Annotated in this window: 21 protein-coding genes; 4 read left to right on the forward strand and 17 right to left on the reverse strand. The window is 39.9% G+C overall.

All coding sequences use genetic code 11. From position 1 onward, the window contains the following. The first annotated feature begins 119 nt into the window (after window positions 1-119). The 3 genes from M1D71_RS19810 (at window position 120) to M1D71_RS19820 (ending at window position 2,918) form a co-directional block, all read left to right on the forward strand. On the forward strand, window positions 120-1,193 hold the full coding sequence (locus M1D71_RS19810; protein WP_458127302.1) for an undecaprenyldiphospho-muramoylpentapeptide beta-N-acetylglucosaminyltransferase: 1,074 nt from the start codon (window positions 120-122) through the stop codon (window positions 1,191-1,193). A 162-nt stretch (window positions 1,194-1,355) separates the two neighbouring features. Then, a complete protein-coding gene (locus M1D71_RS19815) occupies window positions 1,356-2,213 on the forward strand; it encodes an ATP-dependent DNA ligase (protein WP_458123336.1) in 858 nt (285 codons plus the stop codon). A 36-nt stretch (window positions 2,214-2,249) separates the two neighbouring features. Beyond that, the gene (locus M1D71_RS19820) at window positions 2,250-2,918 is read left to right on the forward strand and encodes an SOS response-associated peptidase (RefSeq protein WP_341073433.1); all 669 of its coding nucleotides are present in this window, start codon (window positions 2,250-2,252) and stop codon (window positions 2,916-2,918) included. 112 nt (window positions 2,919-3,030) lie between these two features. On the opposite strand, the gene M1D71_RS19825 is transcribed toward M1D71_RS19820, so the two are convergent. The 7 genes from M1D71_RS19825 to M1D71_RS19855 all read right to left on the reverse strand — a co-directional run bounded on the left by M1D71_RS19825 (window position 3,031) and on the right by M1D71_RS19855 (window position 8,447). After that, window positions 3,031-4,020, reverse strand: a complete 990-nt coding sequence (locus M1D71_RS19825) for an ETEC_3214 domain-containing protein (RefSeq protein ID WP_458123337.1) — start codon at window positions 4,018-4,020, stop codon at window positions 3,031-3,033. 450 nt (window positions 4,021-4,470) lie between these two features. Further along, entirely contained in the window at window positions 4,471-4,968 is a 498-nt protein-coding gene (locus M1D71_RS19830) for an SLATT domain-containing protein (protein ID WP_458123338.1), read from the reverse strand. A 14-nt stretch (window positions 4,969-4,982) separates the two neighbouring features. After that, window positions 4,983-5,642: a hypothetical protein gene (locus M1D71_RS19835; protein WP_458123339.1), complete on the reverse strand. Its 660-nt coding sequence runs from the start codon at window positions 5,640-5,642 to the stop codon at window positions 4,983-4,985. Continuing rightward, entirely contained in the window at window positions 5,596-6,813 is a 1,218-nt protein-coding gene (locus M1D71_RS19840; RefSeq protein WP_458123340.1) for a hypothetical protein, read from the reverse strand. Before M1D71_RS19840 ends, M1D71_RS19835 begins: the two co-directional genes overlap by 47 nt. Window positions 6,814-7,029: 216 nt before the next feature. Next, window positions 7,030-7,887, reverse strand: coding sequence for an N-acetylmuramoyl-L-alanine amidase (locus tag M1D71_RS19845; protein ID WP_458123341.1), 858 nt, complete (start codon window positions 7,885-7,887; stop codon window positions 7,030-7,032). Beyond that, complete coding sequence (locus M1D71_RS19850; protein WP_458123342.1) at window positions 7,884-8,153, reverse strand: phage holin family protein; 270 nt, start codon at window positions 8,151-8,153, stop codon at window positions 7,884-7,886. The genes M1D71_RS19845 and M1D71_RS19850 overlap by 4 nt, the downstream gene beginning before the upstream one ends. 3 nt (window positions 8,154-8,156) lie before the next feature. Next, the gene (locus M1D71_RS19855; protein ID WP_341073444.1) at window positions 8,157-8,447 is read right to left on the reverse strand and encodes a hypothetical protein; all 291 of its coding nucleotides are present in this window, start codon (window positions 8,445-8,447) and stop codon (window positions 8,157-8,159) included. Between the two features lie 135 nt (window positions 8,448-8,582). On the opposite strand from M1D71_RS19855, the gene M1D71_RS19860 reads away from it, so the two are divergent. Continuing rightward, entirely contained in the window at window positions 8,583-9,134 is a 552-nt protein-coding gene (locus M1D71_RS19860; RefSeq protein ID WP_341073445.1) for a DUF2441 domain-containing protein, read from the forward strand. Here M1D71_RS19860 and M1D71_RS19865 read toward each other — a convergent pair. The 10 genes from M1D71_RS19865 to M1D71_RS19910 form a co-directional block, all read right to left on the reverse strand. Next, on the reverse strand, window positions 9,107-9,343 hold the full coding sequence (locus M1D71_RS19865) for a hypothetical protein (protein WP_458123343.1): 237 nt from the start codon (window positions 9,341-9,343) through the stop codon (window positions 9,107-9,109). The two genes, M1D71_RS19860 and M1D71_RS19865, sit on opposite strands and share 28 nt — an antisense overlap. A 38-nt stretch (window positions 9,344-9,381) precedes the next feature. Then, window positions 9,382-9,576 carry a hypothetical protein gene (locus M1D71_RS19870; RefSeq protein ID WP_458127303.1) on the reverse strand — a complete coding sequence of 65 codons (195 nt, stop codon included), beginning with the start codon at window positions 9,574-9,576 and terminating at the stop codon, window positions 9,382-9,384. A 167-nt stretch (window positions 9,577-9,743) separates the two neighbouring features. Continuing rightward, complete coding sequence (locus M1D71_RS19875; RefSeq protein WP_458123344.1) at window positions 9,744-10,298, reverse strand: copper amine oxidase; 555 nt, start codon at window positions 10,296-10,298, stop codon at window positions 9,744-9,746. 41 nt (window positions 10,299-10,339) lie between these two features. Beyond that, complete coding sequence (locus M1D71_RS19880) at window positions 10,340-12,541, reverse strand: phage tail spike protein (protein WP_458123345.1); 2,202 nt, start codon at window positions 12,539-12,541, stop codon at window positions 10,340-10,342. Between the two features lie 12 nt (window positions 12,542-12,553). Next, a complete protein-coding gene (locus M1D71_RS19885) occupies window positions 12,554-13,075 on the reverse strand; it encodes a phage distal tail protein (RefSeq protein WP_458123346.1) in 522 nt (173 codons plus the stop codon). A gap of 79 nt (window positions 13,076-13,154) precedes the next feature. Continuing rightward, complete coding sequence (locus M1D71_RS19890) at window positions 13,155-13,409, reverse strand: hypothetical protein (RefSeq protein WP_458123347.1); 255 nt, start codon at window positions 13,407-13,409, stop codon at window positions 13,155-13,157. A gap of 11 nt (window positions 13,410-13,420) precedes the next feature. Further along, complete coding sequence (locus tag M1D71_RS19895) at window positions 13,421-14,389, reverse strand: tail fiber protein (protein WP_458123348.1); 969 nt, start codon at window positions 14,387-14,389, stop codon at window positions 13,421-13,423. 107 nt (window positions 14,390-14,496) lie between these two features. Then, window positions 14,497-14,628 carry a hypothetical protein gene (locus M1D71_RS19900; RefSeq protein WP_458123349.1) on the reverse strand — a complete coding sequence of 44 codons (132 nt, stop codon included), beginning with the start codon at window positions 14,626-14,628 and terminating at the stop codon, window positions 14,497-14,499. Window positions 14,629-14,686: 58 nt separating this feature from the next. Beyond that, on the reverse strand, window positions 14,687-15,022 hold the full coding sequence (locus M1D71_RS19905; RefSeq protein ID WP_458123350.1) for a hypothetical protein: 336 nt from the start codon (window positions 15,020-15,022) through the stop codon (window positions 14,687-14,689). 5 nt (window positions 15,023-15,027) lie between these two features. Next, the gene (locus M1D71_RS19910; RefSeq protein ID WP_458123351.1) at window positions 15,028-16,824 is read right to left on the reverse strand and encodes a tail fiber protein; all 1,797 of its coding nucleotides are present in this window, start codon (window positions 16,822-16,824) and stop codon (window positions 15,028-15,030) included. Window positions 16,825-16,828: the final 4 nt, after the last annotated feature.

Below are 16,828 nucleotides of genomic sequence, written 5' to 3' on the forward strand. Positions count from 1 at the left end.
TAGCCGATGAATGTGATCGATTGCTTATGTTCAATTGAACTTGCGAGTTAAAAACACTTGAGATATAAAGAAAGTGCATCGAGTATAATGAACTAAAACAACAACGGTAGGTGGTTAAAATAAAAAAAGTAATTTTTACTGGCGGTGGATCTGCAGGACATGTAACAGTCAATATTGCTTTGATTCCTGAATTTATCCGTTCAGGCTGGGTAGCCGAATATATTGGTTCAGTGGATGGTATTGAAAGGCAACTAATCACATCTAACTTTAATGTAAAATACCATTCAATCTCTACAGGGAAGCTACGACGGTATCTAGATTGGAAGAACGTAAAGGACCCATTTAAAGTGGTGAAAGGAATTTTTCAAGCATATCAACTTCTAAAGAAGCAGCAGCCAAATATTGTGTTCTCTAAAGGTGGTTTTGTTTCTGTACCAGTTGTCATTGGTGCATGGTTGAACAAAATTCCAGTTATCATACATGAATCTGATTTAACTCCAGGTTTAGCCAACAAGCTAGCCAGTCCGTTTGCTAATCTGATATGCACTACTTTTCCTGAAACAGCTTCTGCCTTTAAGGATCATAAATGTTATTATGTAGGACCCGTTCTTAGAGAAGAATTAACGAAGGGAAATGCAGAACGTGGACGGGCATTCTTGGGGTTTTCTAATAATAAAAAGCCTACAATACTAATAATGGGAGGGAGTTTAGGATCACGGAAAATTAATCATGTAGTTAGAGAATCATTAACTCAATTAACAAAAAGATTTCGAGTCATTCATCTTTGTGGAAAAGGACATCTTGATTCTTCAATTTCAAATTCTGAGTACCGTGAATATGAGTATATAAATGAAGAATTACCAGATATATTAGCCATGTGCGATATTGTAATCTCACGAGCTGGCTCTAATTCAATTTTTGAGTTTTTATCTTTAAAGAAACCAATGATTTTGATACCTTTAACTAAGGAACAAAGTAGAGGAGATCAACTTCTAAATGCAGGTTCTTTTGAAAGCAAAGGTTACTGCAAAGTGCTACATGAAGAACAATTGAACACTGATAGCTTGATTGCTAGTGTTAATGATTTATCAGAAAATAAAGAACAGTATATTGAAAATATGAACTCTTTCGAACGTAATGATGCTGTAAATATTATCTACAATCTTCTTATTGAAACTGCGAAGAAGAACTAAATTATAAATAAGAGATTTCTATAATAGCTTGAATGCGTTCAACTAACGGGAAACGATAGCTCAATAATACCAAGAAAAAAGAAGAACAATACGATCTGCTTCTCTAAAACTTACCACCTCTACTCTTTATGGCAAAACGCTATAATGAGGTGAGGTGTTTTTATGTTTATCAGCCCAATGTTATTAGAAACAGCACCGGGACCGTTCTCGCATTCGGATTTTATTTTTGAACCGAAAGTAGATGGTCACCGTCTTATATATTCGCAACAGTCCGGTAACGTCCGGTTATATACACGTCACAACAACGACTGCACTCGTCAGTACCCAGAATTACAGTTGCCGTTTGACTCAGACATCATATTAGATGGTGAAGTAGCGTGCGCCGATCCGACAACAGGATTGAACGATTTCGAAGCAGTCATGAGCCGCTTCAGCACTAAACAGGATAGTAAGATACAACAACTCACTCGTATGCTGCCTGCTACGTTTGCAATATTTGATATCCTTCATTACAAGGGTAAGGACTTACGCAAACTACCTCTCCTGGAGCGTAAAGCTATTCTACACAGTATTACCTTACCCTCTCCCTCCTTTGGCATTGTTCCACATATAGAAGGCGCCGGAGAAGAGTTGTACTCTCAGATAGAAACTATGGGTATGGAAGGTGTAGTTGGCAAGCGCAAAGACAGCCAGTACGTTAGCAGGCGGTCCAGAGAGTGGTTGAAGGTTATTAACTGGTCCTACGCCGATGTGTTCATCACAGGATACAAGAAATCTGAGTTTGGATGGCTCGCTGCTGTTCCAGATCCGTCAGGCAAGATGCGCCCGGTAGGGATTATTGAGCATGGCCCGAGTCAAAAACATAAGCAAGCATTTCGTGGAGTTTGCCAACAGCTGATAACGGGTGAAGATAAGAACAACGTTTACCTTGAACCCCGAATTCAGGCCAGAGTAAAAATGCGCAACTGGACCAAATCCGGATTGCTTCGTATTCCCGTGTTTGATCAATTTATTGTGTGATTATATATTGTAAAGACAATACAGGAGGTGCTTTGTATGTGCGGAAGATTTACAATCACTGATCCCTTAGACGCCATAATGGACAGGTACTATGCATCTATAGCTGATGGCTTTGAGTACAAACCTAATTACAATGCAGCACCCATGCAATACATTCCCACAATTATCGGCAGCAAGCATGGTAACAGATTAGGTTCGCTTCGATGGGGCCTGGTACCCGTTTGGGCCAAGGATGACAAGATCGGGAACAAGATGATCAACGCCCGGTCCGAGACGCTGGCAGAGAAGCCAGCCTTTAAACGGTTAGTTGGGTCCAAACGTTGCATCGTCCCATGTTCGGGATTTTTCGAGTGGCGTAAAGAAGGGACAGCCAAGACACCTATGCGAATTCTGATGAAGGACAACAGCATATTTTCATTGGCAGGTCTGTACGATACCTGGACAGATCCAGACGGAAACAAGTTGAGCACGTGTACCATAATTACTACTGAACCAAACAGTCTGATGGAAGACATCCATAATCGTATGCCGGTGATTCTGCGTCCTGAAGATGAGGCTGAATGGCTTGGAAGAGATAATGATGTTCAGTCCCTGCTTGAATTGCTTAAACCATATCAAGCGTCAGAAATGAGAGCTTACGAGGTACCAAATGAAGTTGGTAATGTACGGAATAACACTGAGGGACTAGTTAAAGAGGTAATCTAAAGATTCAAAAGAGCAGCGATGATACTTTGCTGCTCTTAAGTTTGGCTATATATGTTTAATTAATTGATCAAATCACCTTGCACTAATTCGCTGAATTCAAACTTCCGTTTCATTAAAATCTCTCTGTTATGTTATTGAACTCTCCTCTTTCATACAAAAAACCAAACTTGAGTTGATCAATTATAAATTCAAAGGCTATGTCAAAATTATTGATTTCTGTATAGCCGTAACCGCTTGTTCCATCAAAAACAAGAACTACATTTGGGATCAACATCTTTCTATTTTCATCAGACGGGTCGATACTTCTGCTTTTTTCGACCTCGCTAAATTGTGTGTATGTTCTGGCGGTATCGCCTAGCAAGTTGTAAAAGCCATTATTGTCGTAAAAGTTCTCAGTGAAGGGAGCATTGAACAAGGAATTTATAATATAAATTGGAAGCGAATCCTTATGTTGTTGATAACCAAATTCGGAAACTCCAAACCCAGTTATTATCCCTTGAGTACTTAATGAACCGTAATCAAAATCCATTTCGTAATCTGAAACGTCACCCCTAGTCCCTATGTGAAATGTTGTAAATCTTACCTCTCCATGTTCACTCAAATAACTATTTTGGCTTTTTTTCAAAAGACCTGGAGATTCTTTTGAGGGTAACCTTGGATTGAAATTTTTGTTTCTTGATATTAGACCGTACCCTAGAACATTTAAATCATCTTTATAGAAAACCGTATACAAAAAGTCCTTTTTGATATAATCAGTTCTTGTTATTAAATGGTCATTTCCGTATGAATCTGACCAAGCTATTTTTTGTTCTCTTTCTGGAGTGCCCATTGAATCTTCAACATATTTCTTTGAATACCCGATTTTAACTTTTTGTAATTTATCCTCATATATTTTTTCCCTTACAACTGAAAGGTCCATTATGTACGGTTTAAATATTTGGATTAAGCCTACACCAAGAATAGCAACAAATACAGCTAATGCATTAAAAAATTTTGTTTTGTTTTGAAGTAACCATCTCAACAAATTTCTATTCTTTATCCATTCTGATATCTTTAAGAACAAATAAATAATTTTCATCAAATAATCTTGCACTTTGCCCATCTTATAACTTTCTCCCTTATGCAGTTTTCAATTATAGTTAATTACTATGTGCGCTCTAAACTCAAACTTGTCTCTAAAATATCGATTTCCAGCAATCTTTACTGATACATCACTGTATGCTTCTAATAACCCTCCATAATCCATAATCACCTCTCGATCCTGTAGAACAAGCCATACAGAGACATGTATCTGTGATAAAGCAGCGACAAAGAACTCTTCATTTGTTTCCAACACTCGATATGTATTCATTTTCCACACCCATACTATTTTATAGAAAAATATACCTAGGTCTGATAGACTATTCATGTTGTTAATTATTACTATATCAGGAAGAGTCACATTGCGTAAAGTAACTGCTTTGTTCAAATCTTGAATGCCGCTTCTATCAGCAAAATTCGTTAATAAGAAAAGATCTCGCCTGACATGGCAAGATCTTTTCTTATTAACGAATTAAACATCTTCTTTTTTTTCGGGTTCCTTCTTTTTGGGAGCCTCTCGATCTTGAGAATAATCTTCATGGATCTTGTTATATCTAGATTTAAAGTTCTCATACTCAGATTCTTTACAATCTTCATTTTCCTCAAGGTATAGAGAAATATCTTTGTATAACATGTTTAATTTATTTACAATAGAACTCTCTTGCTGAGAACGCGAAGTATAGTTTGCAAAAGCATCCCACGCACTTATTCCTGTAAGGATGGCACTAAGAACGACTGCACAATTCTTTAAACTGATGACAATATTAAGTCCGTTATATTCAAGTTTGTCGTCCAAAGTAAGACCTAGCGTAATAGTTATCAAACTTGATAAGACAACTGATATACATTTGAATTTAAACGATTTTTTTGTATTCTTAATACCAGATTTTTTTCCACTAATCATATCAATTTCAATAAACTCTTGTAATTTCGCAAGTTTGGCAGCAATAATCAAATTTTCATTTTTCATATAATTTCCCTTTATTAACTATGAATGTAGTCTGCAATATCTCTCAAAAAATTATATTTTAGAACTGGCACATCGCTCTGCTGATTGATTTCCACAATAGTCTCCAATGAAACTGACTCAGCAAAGGTCTCCCCTTCAACCACCTTCTCGATAGCTTTATTGGAAGATGAAGGGGAGACCGACTTTAAATTATCAGACATCCCATTAAGGATATCATATATTGAATTGGGGTCTGCCTTTTTCGTGTCAGGAACAGCAGATTGCTTACACAACATACACGCTGTATCATTCAAACGAAAGTAAACCTTAACTTGATCTAATACCTCTGCTACACTAAAAGATTTTGCACACCCCTCACAGTATATAATGTTATCATGTTTGCTTAGCATCTCTTTTGTTAGATATATCCTCTCCTGACAGTTGTTCGAATTGCAGTCGATGAAAAACTCTAATTCAAAAATTCCTAGTTCCTGGTCAGAAAAACACATAAAGAATGTAACAGCAGCCTTCGTTTCAATACCACTCATGCTGGCAAATTTATATGGACTGAGATTTCTTTTTCCTCGTTTCATACTCCACTTTATTTGTTCAAAAAGATTATCGAGCATGAATTCGTCAAATTGTAGATTAAGATTCTTTGCTTGATAGATGCTCAGTAATTTTTCGTATAACATAATTTTCCTTCTCCTTTCTAACGCTTCTAGTATTGTAATAATAGTGCATTAGTAAAGTTCCGCTCTTGGACTCTAATCTCACGTCAACAAATTCACTATCACTTACAACGCCATTCAAATTCCAATGGAAGCCAGCTTCCTGCAATTCCTCAATAGAATGAATGAGCTCTTTTAATTGCCAGAAAGATTTGTGACTATAGACGGGTGATCTTTTTTCCGCATTAGATGAAGCCTTACTGTGATCTCCTTCTCTAAATACAAATTTGAACACCCATCCTTTTTTAAATAATGTATGCGTCATTCTACTACTGATGTCTTGAAAAACAACGGCTTTGATTTGCTCAATATACTCGCTAAAACTCTCTTCCTCTGATTCTATATGCAGATCACGTTCAAGAAAAGTCCTAATTTTGCTTTCTACAGAACTGTCAAGCTCATTATTAAGTTTCTCTTCAGCTTCTTCACTTAAGTCTTTGAACAGTTTATAGATCGTTGATTGTACATCAAATTCATTTAAAGAAGAAACGTGTAGGTTCAAGTTTTCAAACTGTTTTCCGTCCCTTCCCTCACCATTCAATATCTTTTTAAGTTCCTTGTTGATTTTCATTTGGCTATCTGGCAAATGAACTACTTGACCATGTCTGAACTTTAGTATAATTGTATTACTTTTTACAGATATGACGACACCACAAAAAACATTAGTCCTTCCAAATTCTCCAGAAATCTCTCCAACCCTTATCAGGACATGTATCTCATCCAGAAGGTCGTTTTCATCAAACTCAAGTCTAGTTGTGCAGGCATTAATCGTATGGGTATTATCATCCGGCCAATCAAATAAATTTAGATTCAGTTTCAGTAAACTGCCAGATAACAATAGCCTAACTGTTGAATCCTTATCCATATTATTGTCATAAAAGAGACTCTTTGTCTGGTACAAGTAATGATGATCACTAATAGCGTAGAACAATTGGTCAAATAGAAATCTATCCAGTGCTCCTTTTGAGAAACTAGGACTATCTGATGCTAGCTCCTCTCCTATAATTTTTAAAATACTTGTATATTTATCACTCTCTGCCCTAATACGAACGGTTCTATTAGGAACATTAAATTCCCTAAAAAAACGTTCCCAATGTAGAATATGAATATTCCTAATTGTTCTCTCTGTCAACATACGAATCCCCCTGCAATTCAACTAACTTAAAATAAATACAATACAGTCAAATATATTGTTGATTTTATTTTAGGTTATTTTGTTGAATTTTGGAAGTGTACGTTAAAAAAATCAGATTTCTTAACTTTATTGATATATTAAAGAACATATGTTCCCATTGTCAACTAGTTTATGTATCAGAAAGACTCTTTTTTAATAAGAGCCTTCGCAATATTTTTATTGTTTTTCTTTCCTGAAATTCACAACCAACAGACGCCAAAAGTCGTAACTCCCTGTCTTATCACTAATATAGTTCTTGTAATACTCGAAAGCTTCTTCTGCCCATTTAGGACATTCCATGTTTTCCTTGGCCTTCTGAGCAGCAATCCATTTAGCTTGGGATTCAACAGTCACCTTTAGTTCGTCCATTTGCTTCTTCTCTTCTGCTGTCACAGGTTCTTCATCCCCTTTCTTCATGCGTTCAACTTCCGTTTTTATTGCCGGAATAAAACTTTTTTCTGCCGCCGTTTTGGTGTTCCCCTTCCTGAAAAAGTTTGTACCCGGACAGGTCTTGCTAGATTGACCTTTTTTGTAATCTCCGATCCATGCACCAGATGCCGTATACCAGGCATGATACACAATATGGGATGTATCAATAGGTATGTTTAGTTTGAGTGCGAGACAAGCATATAGGTGGATTACAGCTTGTTTCTGAATTGCTGTCATCGTGTCTCCACCTTGATCAAAGTTTCCGATAATTTCTATACACAAAGCTCCTGTATTTGCTCCCTTGATTCCAGCAGGCGTTTTATTGAGATCCCGATCTAAACTGATAGCGATACGTCCATCCTCAAGTACAGTTATGTTCTGCCCTGTACCGGACCATCCCTGAGATAAATGGAAAGTCCTCATTCCCTCAAGACATTTCCATACATCCTGTTTCGCTACTCCATTGACCACCTGACGAGTAGTGTAGTTAGGTGCAACAGTATGATGGACCTGGAGCTTGTCTATGCTCCTTGTTATCTTCTGCTTGTCGAGCCACCCTTTAAATTCGGATGACTCTAGCAGCAAGAAATTTCCCTTTGAGATCATGACTGTTCAGTTCCTTTCTTCGCTTGCTTAATCACCTGGTTACCGAACACCGCAAATGCTCCAACCAATATTCCCTGGATAAGCGATTCGGGAGACCAGCCAAGCGTCCAACTTGTAATAACAATAGCGAATGCAGTCACGATGAAAACAATGGTCCAGTCCGGAATCTTCGGGATACGTTTTATGCCAATACCAAGGACCCAGCATGCAACCAATACAATAAACAACTTAGGATCAATTAATGAAAACACTGTATTCCAGTCCATATTCTATACGCCTCCAATATCTTCTTTTCGGTCAATACGCTTATGGGCTTGCTTGGCCGACTCTTCAACCCGCGTCACCCGTTCTGAAAGCGCATCTACGCGCTGTGCCTGGACTCTTTGTTCAAGCCGAATATCATCCACGCCGCGCTTTATGTAATCAACGTCTGCGCGTTGCAAGGCATCAGCCCCTGCTTCTTGGATAATATCTTGTCTGTATGATCTTGATCGACCTGCCCATCCTAAAATGAGTCCGCTGAGCGTTCCTAAAATACCTAGGATTGCTATCCAATCCATTTCGACTCCCCCTACAAATTCAACTGCTTAAACGAAAGTAGCTCCTCAACCCAAGGCTGATAAAATATTTAAAAAGGAAAACCTTCCCTTCGTGTAGAATTCCCGTAACATACATAATCTAAGGAGGTTCATTCTTTGCTTGCATATCACATAGATCGTTACAACCGGCTTAAAGAAAACGAAGTTATCAATTTGATGAGTGATATTAATATCGAGCCCAGAGTTCTAAAAGAAATAATGGACGAACGTTACCCTGATGGTTTATCGTTTCATGGAAATACATACTACGCCCGACAACCTCAAACAAGAGAAGAAATACAAGATGTCTTTACAGAAAACATCTTTGAGTATGAACGAAGGTTGAATTATGCTCACATGCCTTCAAGGTTTCAATCATTCTTCGCCTCTGAAACAATGAAAGAACTTAGATTTTGGTTTAAGAAGCTAGGAAATCAAGAATCGTTTGCTGTATGGGAAGTTGAATTCGAACACTCCGATTTCGTTAAACTCGATGCTTCTTGGCTTGGAACTGATATGGATAAACCTTCGTTTTTAACTTCTGCTTATTATGCCGAGAACTATTGGACTGGAAAATCTTCCGATCATCCTCAATACGAGTTATTAATAAAGTCTCCGATCAGAGTTGTAAAAAGAGTTCCCTACTCAGAACTAATGGTAGGTGAGTGAAGAGATATTTCATGACGGTGGGTAATCCCTGTCTCAGGGACATCTCCTATAGCGCATCGATATACTCCGTGGTCATATGATTTGTCTTTCTTTGTAATAGAAACGTTTAACATATAATCTGAATTAGCGAAGAGGTGCGCAAACAATTTTTCTGCCGCCTCTTTAGCATTCTCCATAGTTTTTAATGATTTTCGTTCTTCATCTGTCACTCAAAAAACCTCCCTTTGTACAGGAAATGTTTCCTGCCCTATTCAATAGCTTCCGTATTCTCTTTTTGTTCTTGAATCTCAATCGCTGCCCGTGCATTTCCGATCTCCAAATCTAAAGCTGTCAGAATCTCTTTTTGATTAAGTGGGTGCGAGCTAAGAACCGCAGAGATTACCTGGGTCAATTCTTCAACCGGTTTATTCAAATCCAGTTCAACTTGTAGTCTATGTGTCATCTTTGCCAAGACCTTTCCTCCTCTCTATACGAAAATAAGCCCCTTCCAATTAAGGAATAGGGCTTCATGGATTTATTATCTTTTATCTTTGTTACGGTGTGGCTACGGATTTATAGTCACACTAACAAAAAAAGAGCCCGTCGATAACGGACCCTCAGAGACTTATTCTATTTAGCAGTGAGTAATACTTCATCAATTAGTTTTATTTCGGCTTCGTACTTTTTAATATCAGCATTATACTGACTCAATTGTTTCTCCAAGTTTGTCGTAGCATCATCTGCATTCAAAGATTTCAATTCAGCGATTTGCGCCTCTAACTTCTTTTTCCCATCATAGGCAGGGCTCAAAATTTTATCTTGAATACTTTTCTTCAGCTCTTCTAAACTGCTTCTTGTATCACCTACATACTTGTTAGATGAGTGATCGGATATGGCATCACTACTCGTTTGGCCTCCGATTCCATCGGACGTAATATAAATTGTTCTTCCTTCCACTTTGACCTCAGCTCCTAGTGCTTCAGATAATGCTCGTGCTGGTACGTTTGCTTTTGAATCAATTACTGCCCCTTTTTCTGACAACGATTGATTATTCACTACAATGTTGTATTCTCCAGTCACTTTCTTACCGACCACACTTTTAATGGTGTCGGCAAACGCCCCTCCTGCTGTCGAAAAAACAATACCAATAAGAATACCACCAGCAATGTATACAATCTTTTTCATAGTCTTCCTCCGTAATGGTGCAATTTACCTATTATGATACATTACGGAGTTGAGGTTGGGAAGGTTCCTCCCCAATTTGTAGCATTTTGTAGACCGTGGTTATGTGTGGGAAGCGTCAAGCTATGACTATGGTTATTAAACCTTCTAGTCAACTCCCCTATGTCAGATTGGAGATTAAACAATAAAGACTGCAAGCCAGAGACATTCTCAATAGGAACTACGAGTCCAGTAACTGAACCTCCAAAAATAACGCGCCCATAAAGTCTAATCGGATTTCCTGTATTATTCGACCCCAGAAACAAGTTGTTGCTAATAATAGAAAGCTGTCCACTAGACTCATAAGAGTTTATCTCTCCAACGGACGATCCGTTAGTATCTCTCCAAATAATCGCTGCAGCTGTAGCATCCTCAGTAGTAGCTATCTGAATCCGTGTACGTCCTCCTGCATCATAAGAGCGCAATCCTTGGGAATCTAGCTCTACACGCCTTCCTGATTGAGCAGTACGAATTAAAGCACCGGTAATTGTACCACCATTGATATTTGTTCCTGTAATAGTGGAAGCTGTAATTGATCCAGAGAAGTTTGCTCCTACAGCCGACATGATCCCTCCCGAGGTAACTGTGAACATCCCGTTGCCTACATTTATTGAGGAACCAACGATGGCCCCGTTTTTAAAATTGGAGTACTCAATATTGGCATAGTTCGCTGTTAAGCTATTCGCTATCAAATCGCCCTTCATATTTAGTCTGAAGGGTGCGCTATTAAATGACGATGCCCCCGCTGCAATGCCGTTTGTATTGATCTGTACAATGTCCTCACCATTGCCGATCAACATGGAGACAAAGTTACCCAGTTGACCTATTACTTGCTCAGCTACAACGCCTCTGGCTGTAATGGCAGCACGTATCGATTTCCAGCCATCTGTCGATATCCCAATTCCTTTAGAAGTGAGCCTGACTTGCTCCAATGGGTTTGTTTTCTCTTGAGCCAGTATCCCGCCTTCTGGTGGATAGATCAGTTCAGTCTTGCTGTTGTTGATGTCAATGACCGCTTGCTTGGCAAATGATTCAAAGACATCCGTCCGGATCTTCCCGTTTGAAAATAGGTTGTTGGTGATATTCTTATTTCGTTCTAAATCACTGATAATATCATCGTAATCTCTTAAATTGATATTGGAGATCGTCGGTTCAGCATGCTTGTCCAAACTGTATGGATACTCTGTAAGTTCAGTGATACGAGCTTTCAATCGGTTCATGCCCATATCAGGGTCAATACACATGACATCATCACCCAAATGAGGCTTGGGTTCTGTGTGGTCGATTTTGAACAAGTCTGCCGTGGATATGGTTGCCTCCAGAGAAACAACCTCTTGCTCAAGTAGCGCCTTACGTGTAGCCTTCAGCAAGTCCTCTGCTTCTTCAATATCCTGCTCGATGATCTCCCCATCATAAAATGGAACCGAATCGCTGGCCCAGTACTGTGCAAATGGTGATATGAGGTAGTTGACTGTGAGTTTACCATCCACAATTGTTCCTGGTATGCTCGACAATAGGCTTCTTTCGAGATCCGTCAGTAAGGACGCATCCATACCGATGAATGTCCTACCATCTTTCATCTGAGCAAACATCCGGGTAACAAGAGATTCCCCTTTGTCTTTGAATGAGCTGGATACGATATTCTTCTTAAGCCGGTACTGCAATCCGTGGTCTGATCCTATTCTCTTCTTGAGGTTAATCACGAAATTATCAGGTTCAACTTCACATTCATACATATCGACAATCTTATTCAAAGCTTCCAGACATGTTCCCCGTCCGAAATCCTTAACGTCATGTAAATCAAACGTATCGTGGATAACGAATGTAAATCTTCCGCCTGTAGCTTTTGTAATTAACTCCGTTAGTTCGTTGAGATGTACGCCATAAGCCTCGTCGATGTATGAAGTATAGGGAAACTTAAAGTCGTTAAGTTTGAACATGACATGATTACAATAGATTGAAGCCATGAGTTTACGACCTTCACGGGACCGACTCCGGGACTGAATGACATAAAATTGGCCACGTTCGTCTTGAACGTGGCCTTTAATTGCTATTTTTTCACGGTAATCATCTGAGGTCATTGGAACCATAAATGTTACCTCGTAATCACTGTTAATACGTCTTCTTCTTTGTATATCTGAACTATCAACCAACGTACCTACACGCCGGATGTTCTTATCGAATACTTTCATTGTTGGGTTAGGCATATCACACCTCAATTAGTACAGGAATTTGTCTCTATGTGTAACACGAATCAGAACGTTTCTACCTGTTTCAGGGTCTGTCCATGTGAGATTGTTTTCTCCAAGATTTAAGTCAAAGAAATCACCTTCAAGCAAGTGTGAGGCATTCACTCCGTTTTGCGTGATCTTATACGTATTAGCATCAATGATAACTTGATCACCTGGTTTAAACGGCCCTGTGAATTCCAAGAACTCCACATGGTACCTACTGCCTTTAGCGCCTGCTCCAAAACCAACATCCATTACAGCTCGTTTGGTAATCTCTCGAATGAAATCCGCCTTGGTGCCAGCAGCTACATCCATAACAGCCGCAAATGAGATTTCACGGACAAAATCCCCTGCCGCTCCCGCATTGACATCCATAACCGCCGAACCCGTCATTTCCATCGTTGCAGCGGCTCCAGTAGATCCTGATATGTCAGCAACTGCCCGACCAAAGACGAATACGGATATTTGGCGGTTAAAGGCCATACGGTTGAAAGCCCCTCTGTTAAACACGGCCCCGCCTCCTTTGATATGAAAAGCCCTCTAGTGTGGTCAGAGGGCATAAAAATAGCGAACCACCTAGGTACACTCGTTATATGATATAGTCGTTATATCCTTGTTCATTATTTGGAAACACGTCTTTAATTCGCTGTAGAATCTCCTCATCAGATCCATCCATATCTACTTTTCCTTCAAATAATTTTAAGAATATTTTAATTGGAGAGAACACACTAAAATGTGTACCTGTTAGCTTATTCCCCCACATAATATGTTCAGTCGGTTCAGGAAATCCGATTTCAAATGTTACAATATTATACCGATTTCTTACCCATTTTTCTAATAACATAACAAACCCTCCTAAACAATTGATTGTGTTAATAATGATAATTCAAAAGACGAGTAGGAACCTGTAGTATTACTTATTGTTGCTGATGTTTCACTAAGAGCGGATACGATAGTTGCCGCTACATCGTTTCTATACACATAACCTGGATTGACCATCAACCGAATGAAAGATCCGTAGTTAGCGAACTGCCCACTTCCTACACCTACATAAATCTTCCCAGCAGGAACAGGGATGACTTGAGAGCTGCCATTCGGTAGACCGTTTGTTCTTAAAAACTCAGACTGAACTTTTCCGTAAGCAGCGGGCATGGTTCCAGTTACAATACCAGATTCTGTTCCTATTGTTTTGTCTGCTCTGACATCACCAGCTACCGCTGTACCATACTCACCTCCTTCACCCTGTAAGATAAAATTTGCGCCATTGTAAACCACCGAATATACAGCGTTTGCTCGGAGTGCATTGGCTTTTAGGAGGCTCCCATCAGTTTTTAAGATATTCCTTCCGCCGAGCCCATTGACATCGAGATGTACATAGCTTGTATTAGTTTCATTTATCATGATGGTAGCTCTTAAACCAGCAACAAGAGCGGTTGGTGCAGGCGTAAGAGTCACTGCATAATTGTTTACGCTGATTCTGGTGGTTATCCCGAATCCATCTCTGTTATTAATGATATCATGTGCCACTTGAGCTGCTGTGATTCCAGCGCTGCCACGGTCGTATGCTCCTTTAACGGCTTTCTCTGTCGCGGCCACCGACTCTGACATTCCGTCTGTCTTGCTAGACAGCTGCACCTTACCTTTCTGAGTTAATGATGCATCAGGAATGTCCATCTCGTTGACCAATTGGCGAAGTTCTTCCACATCTTCCCGTGTTGCAACACCCTCATCGATCTTCTCAAAGATCGTATTGATTCCTACACGACTTACACTTTCATTCCCCAAAGGTAGGGGAAGTTTTAAACGTTTCGTTTCAATTGGCATGTTTAATTCCTCCTTTTGTTGTTATTAGGTCTATACGATTTAGCTTATAAGTTGTTAAATGGTCTGAAATCAGTCATAAAAATAGCGCTCCGATGTCGGAACGCCTATTACACGATATTTCCGTTTTGGTCCATCTCTGCCACTTCCAACACAGCAGCCACTTTCTCACGGCTTCCTGTTGGCACTTGCTCCAGCTTGATCAAGCCCTTATGAATCATCATTACGTATACAGCTAACATGGTGTCACCTCCCCTCATGAGTGCTACAGCCCAACGGATCAGTAGCCTGGCGAGATTATTACGCATCTGGCATCTCGCCAAGCAACATCATGTGAAGCTCCATGAGAGCTAACTGATTGGCGTTACTCTCAGAGGCTAATTGCTCATAACTAGCTTCTGACGCAGCAAGTCTGCGTTCCAGTTCTACGTATTCAATGGGTTTGTTGGCTTTGTCTACCTCATCTTTCAGGGCTTGATCCAACACAGGTTGTCCATCCTGCCAGCGATAGTATCCTCCGTTAATTCCAATCGGGAGCGGCGTTGAGATGTCTACCTCTTGATAACCCTCATACGGGTATTCGATGATGTCTCGAATAATCTGAGTTTGCTGCTCGACTTGAATGTAAAAACTCATTTATATCAGCTCCATATCTTCACTATTTTTTTAGCTTCCCCTGCAATCCCGCTTTCTTTTGCATAACCTAGTCCAATATCTGAAGCTGATATAGAACTCCTTACATTTGAACTTAAATGAACTCCATCACGCGTATCGTAAAGTGTGAGTGCAGGAAGCGCACCGTGAGCAACCCCTAGAAAGTTTGAGTCTGGGCTAAAATCAACTCCATAACCAATACCAGTAGGTAAAACACTCGGGTTAGGGTACTTGCTAAAACCGCCGTTTTTCAAATCATAAAGACTCATATATGGACTGCTATACATAGCAATAGCCATATACCTATCATCTTGACTACACCTTATATCATAAATTACATTAGTTGCCTGACTGGATATGTTCACTTTAGTGAATGAATCACCATTCCGTGTATACCACAGAAGTCCGGGAGTAGCACTAGTGCCAATAAATAAGTGATCACCGCTGTGACTAAAGGTCAATCCATAACCATTGTTGGTCCCCGGCAAGCTAGGCAAGTTAGCCAGCTTCGTAAATACATCCCCATTGCGCTTGTATATACTTGCAATATTGCTCCCTCCATGGGCTACAGCAAGATAATCCGCATTTGGGGTAAAGGAGATACCATAAGCACCGCTCGGCGGTAGTACGCTAGGGTTTGCTAGTTTTGTAAACGTATCTCCTTCAATTTTATATATTGCAATGTAAGGATCTTCAAGCAAAGAAACTGCTAAATACTTACCATCTGAACTGAAGTCTGTGTAATTAGAACGACCACTTGGGATAATAAAACCCTTGATTTCTGTGAACATATCCCCTTCTTCAATTTTAAAAATCCTTAAAGATACAGCTCCCAGACTCGGGACCACAAAGAATTTAGAATCTTGGCTAAACGATATATATCTAGTGGATTCGGAGATGGATGGAATCGGTATTTGACTATACTCATCTCCTATTCTCTTGAACATGGTTATTCCGGTGCTCATAACACTTACAGCCATGTATCTGTTATCCGGGCTAAATCGAACGGATTGACCATTATTCGCAAAGTTCGTAGCTACGTTTTTTTGCTCTATGTTATAACGAGTTTTAATCGGATCATTAGCCTGAATATTACTCTTAAAAATACCAACTGCTTCTTGTTGACCGTTAATCACCGTTGCAGTTTCAATCGTCCCAATCCCATCCGCAAGTTCTATAAAAGAGTGTGGGGAAGTCCCTGCTACCGTTCCCCCTTTGACGATGACGGCGGATTCAATGAGATTTTTCCCGTCAACGCCAGACTGAAAAACCTCGTTGAGCGCATCAACCAGGTTGTCCTTGTCCGTTGTTTGTAGGTCGGCCAAGTTACCAACTTGCTGTTGCACGGAACCCACTGCGGATTCCGTAGCCGCTATGGTATCCCTGTCACCTGTCGTTGACTTAGACAGTTGGACAATACCCTTATCTGTTAAAGATGCGTCCTGTGGTGCAGGGATGTTGTCTAGTCGTTGGTCCAGATCAGTAATGTTCACTCGGAATGTGTCGTGATCGTAAGCGGTGAAGTATCTCGCCATTTTCGTTCCAGCCACCCAAGATTTAGCCACACCCTCAAACCCTCTGGATACCACCGTAAGTGTATTTCCACTCAACCCTTCATACTTAATGGTCTCAGCCGATTCATCGGTCCCCAGCGTGATCAGGTTAGGCGCAGGTGGTAGAACAGATCCATCCAGTACCGTGAAACTTGTCTGAGTATCGTCAATAGCCTCCGCCAGCTCCGTCTGCCTGCTGTTGACTGCTGCCGGATACATTGTTTCAATCATCGTA

Source organism: Paenibacillus sp. Z3-2, assembly GCF_054161325.1.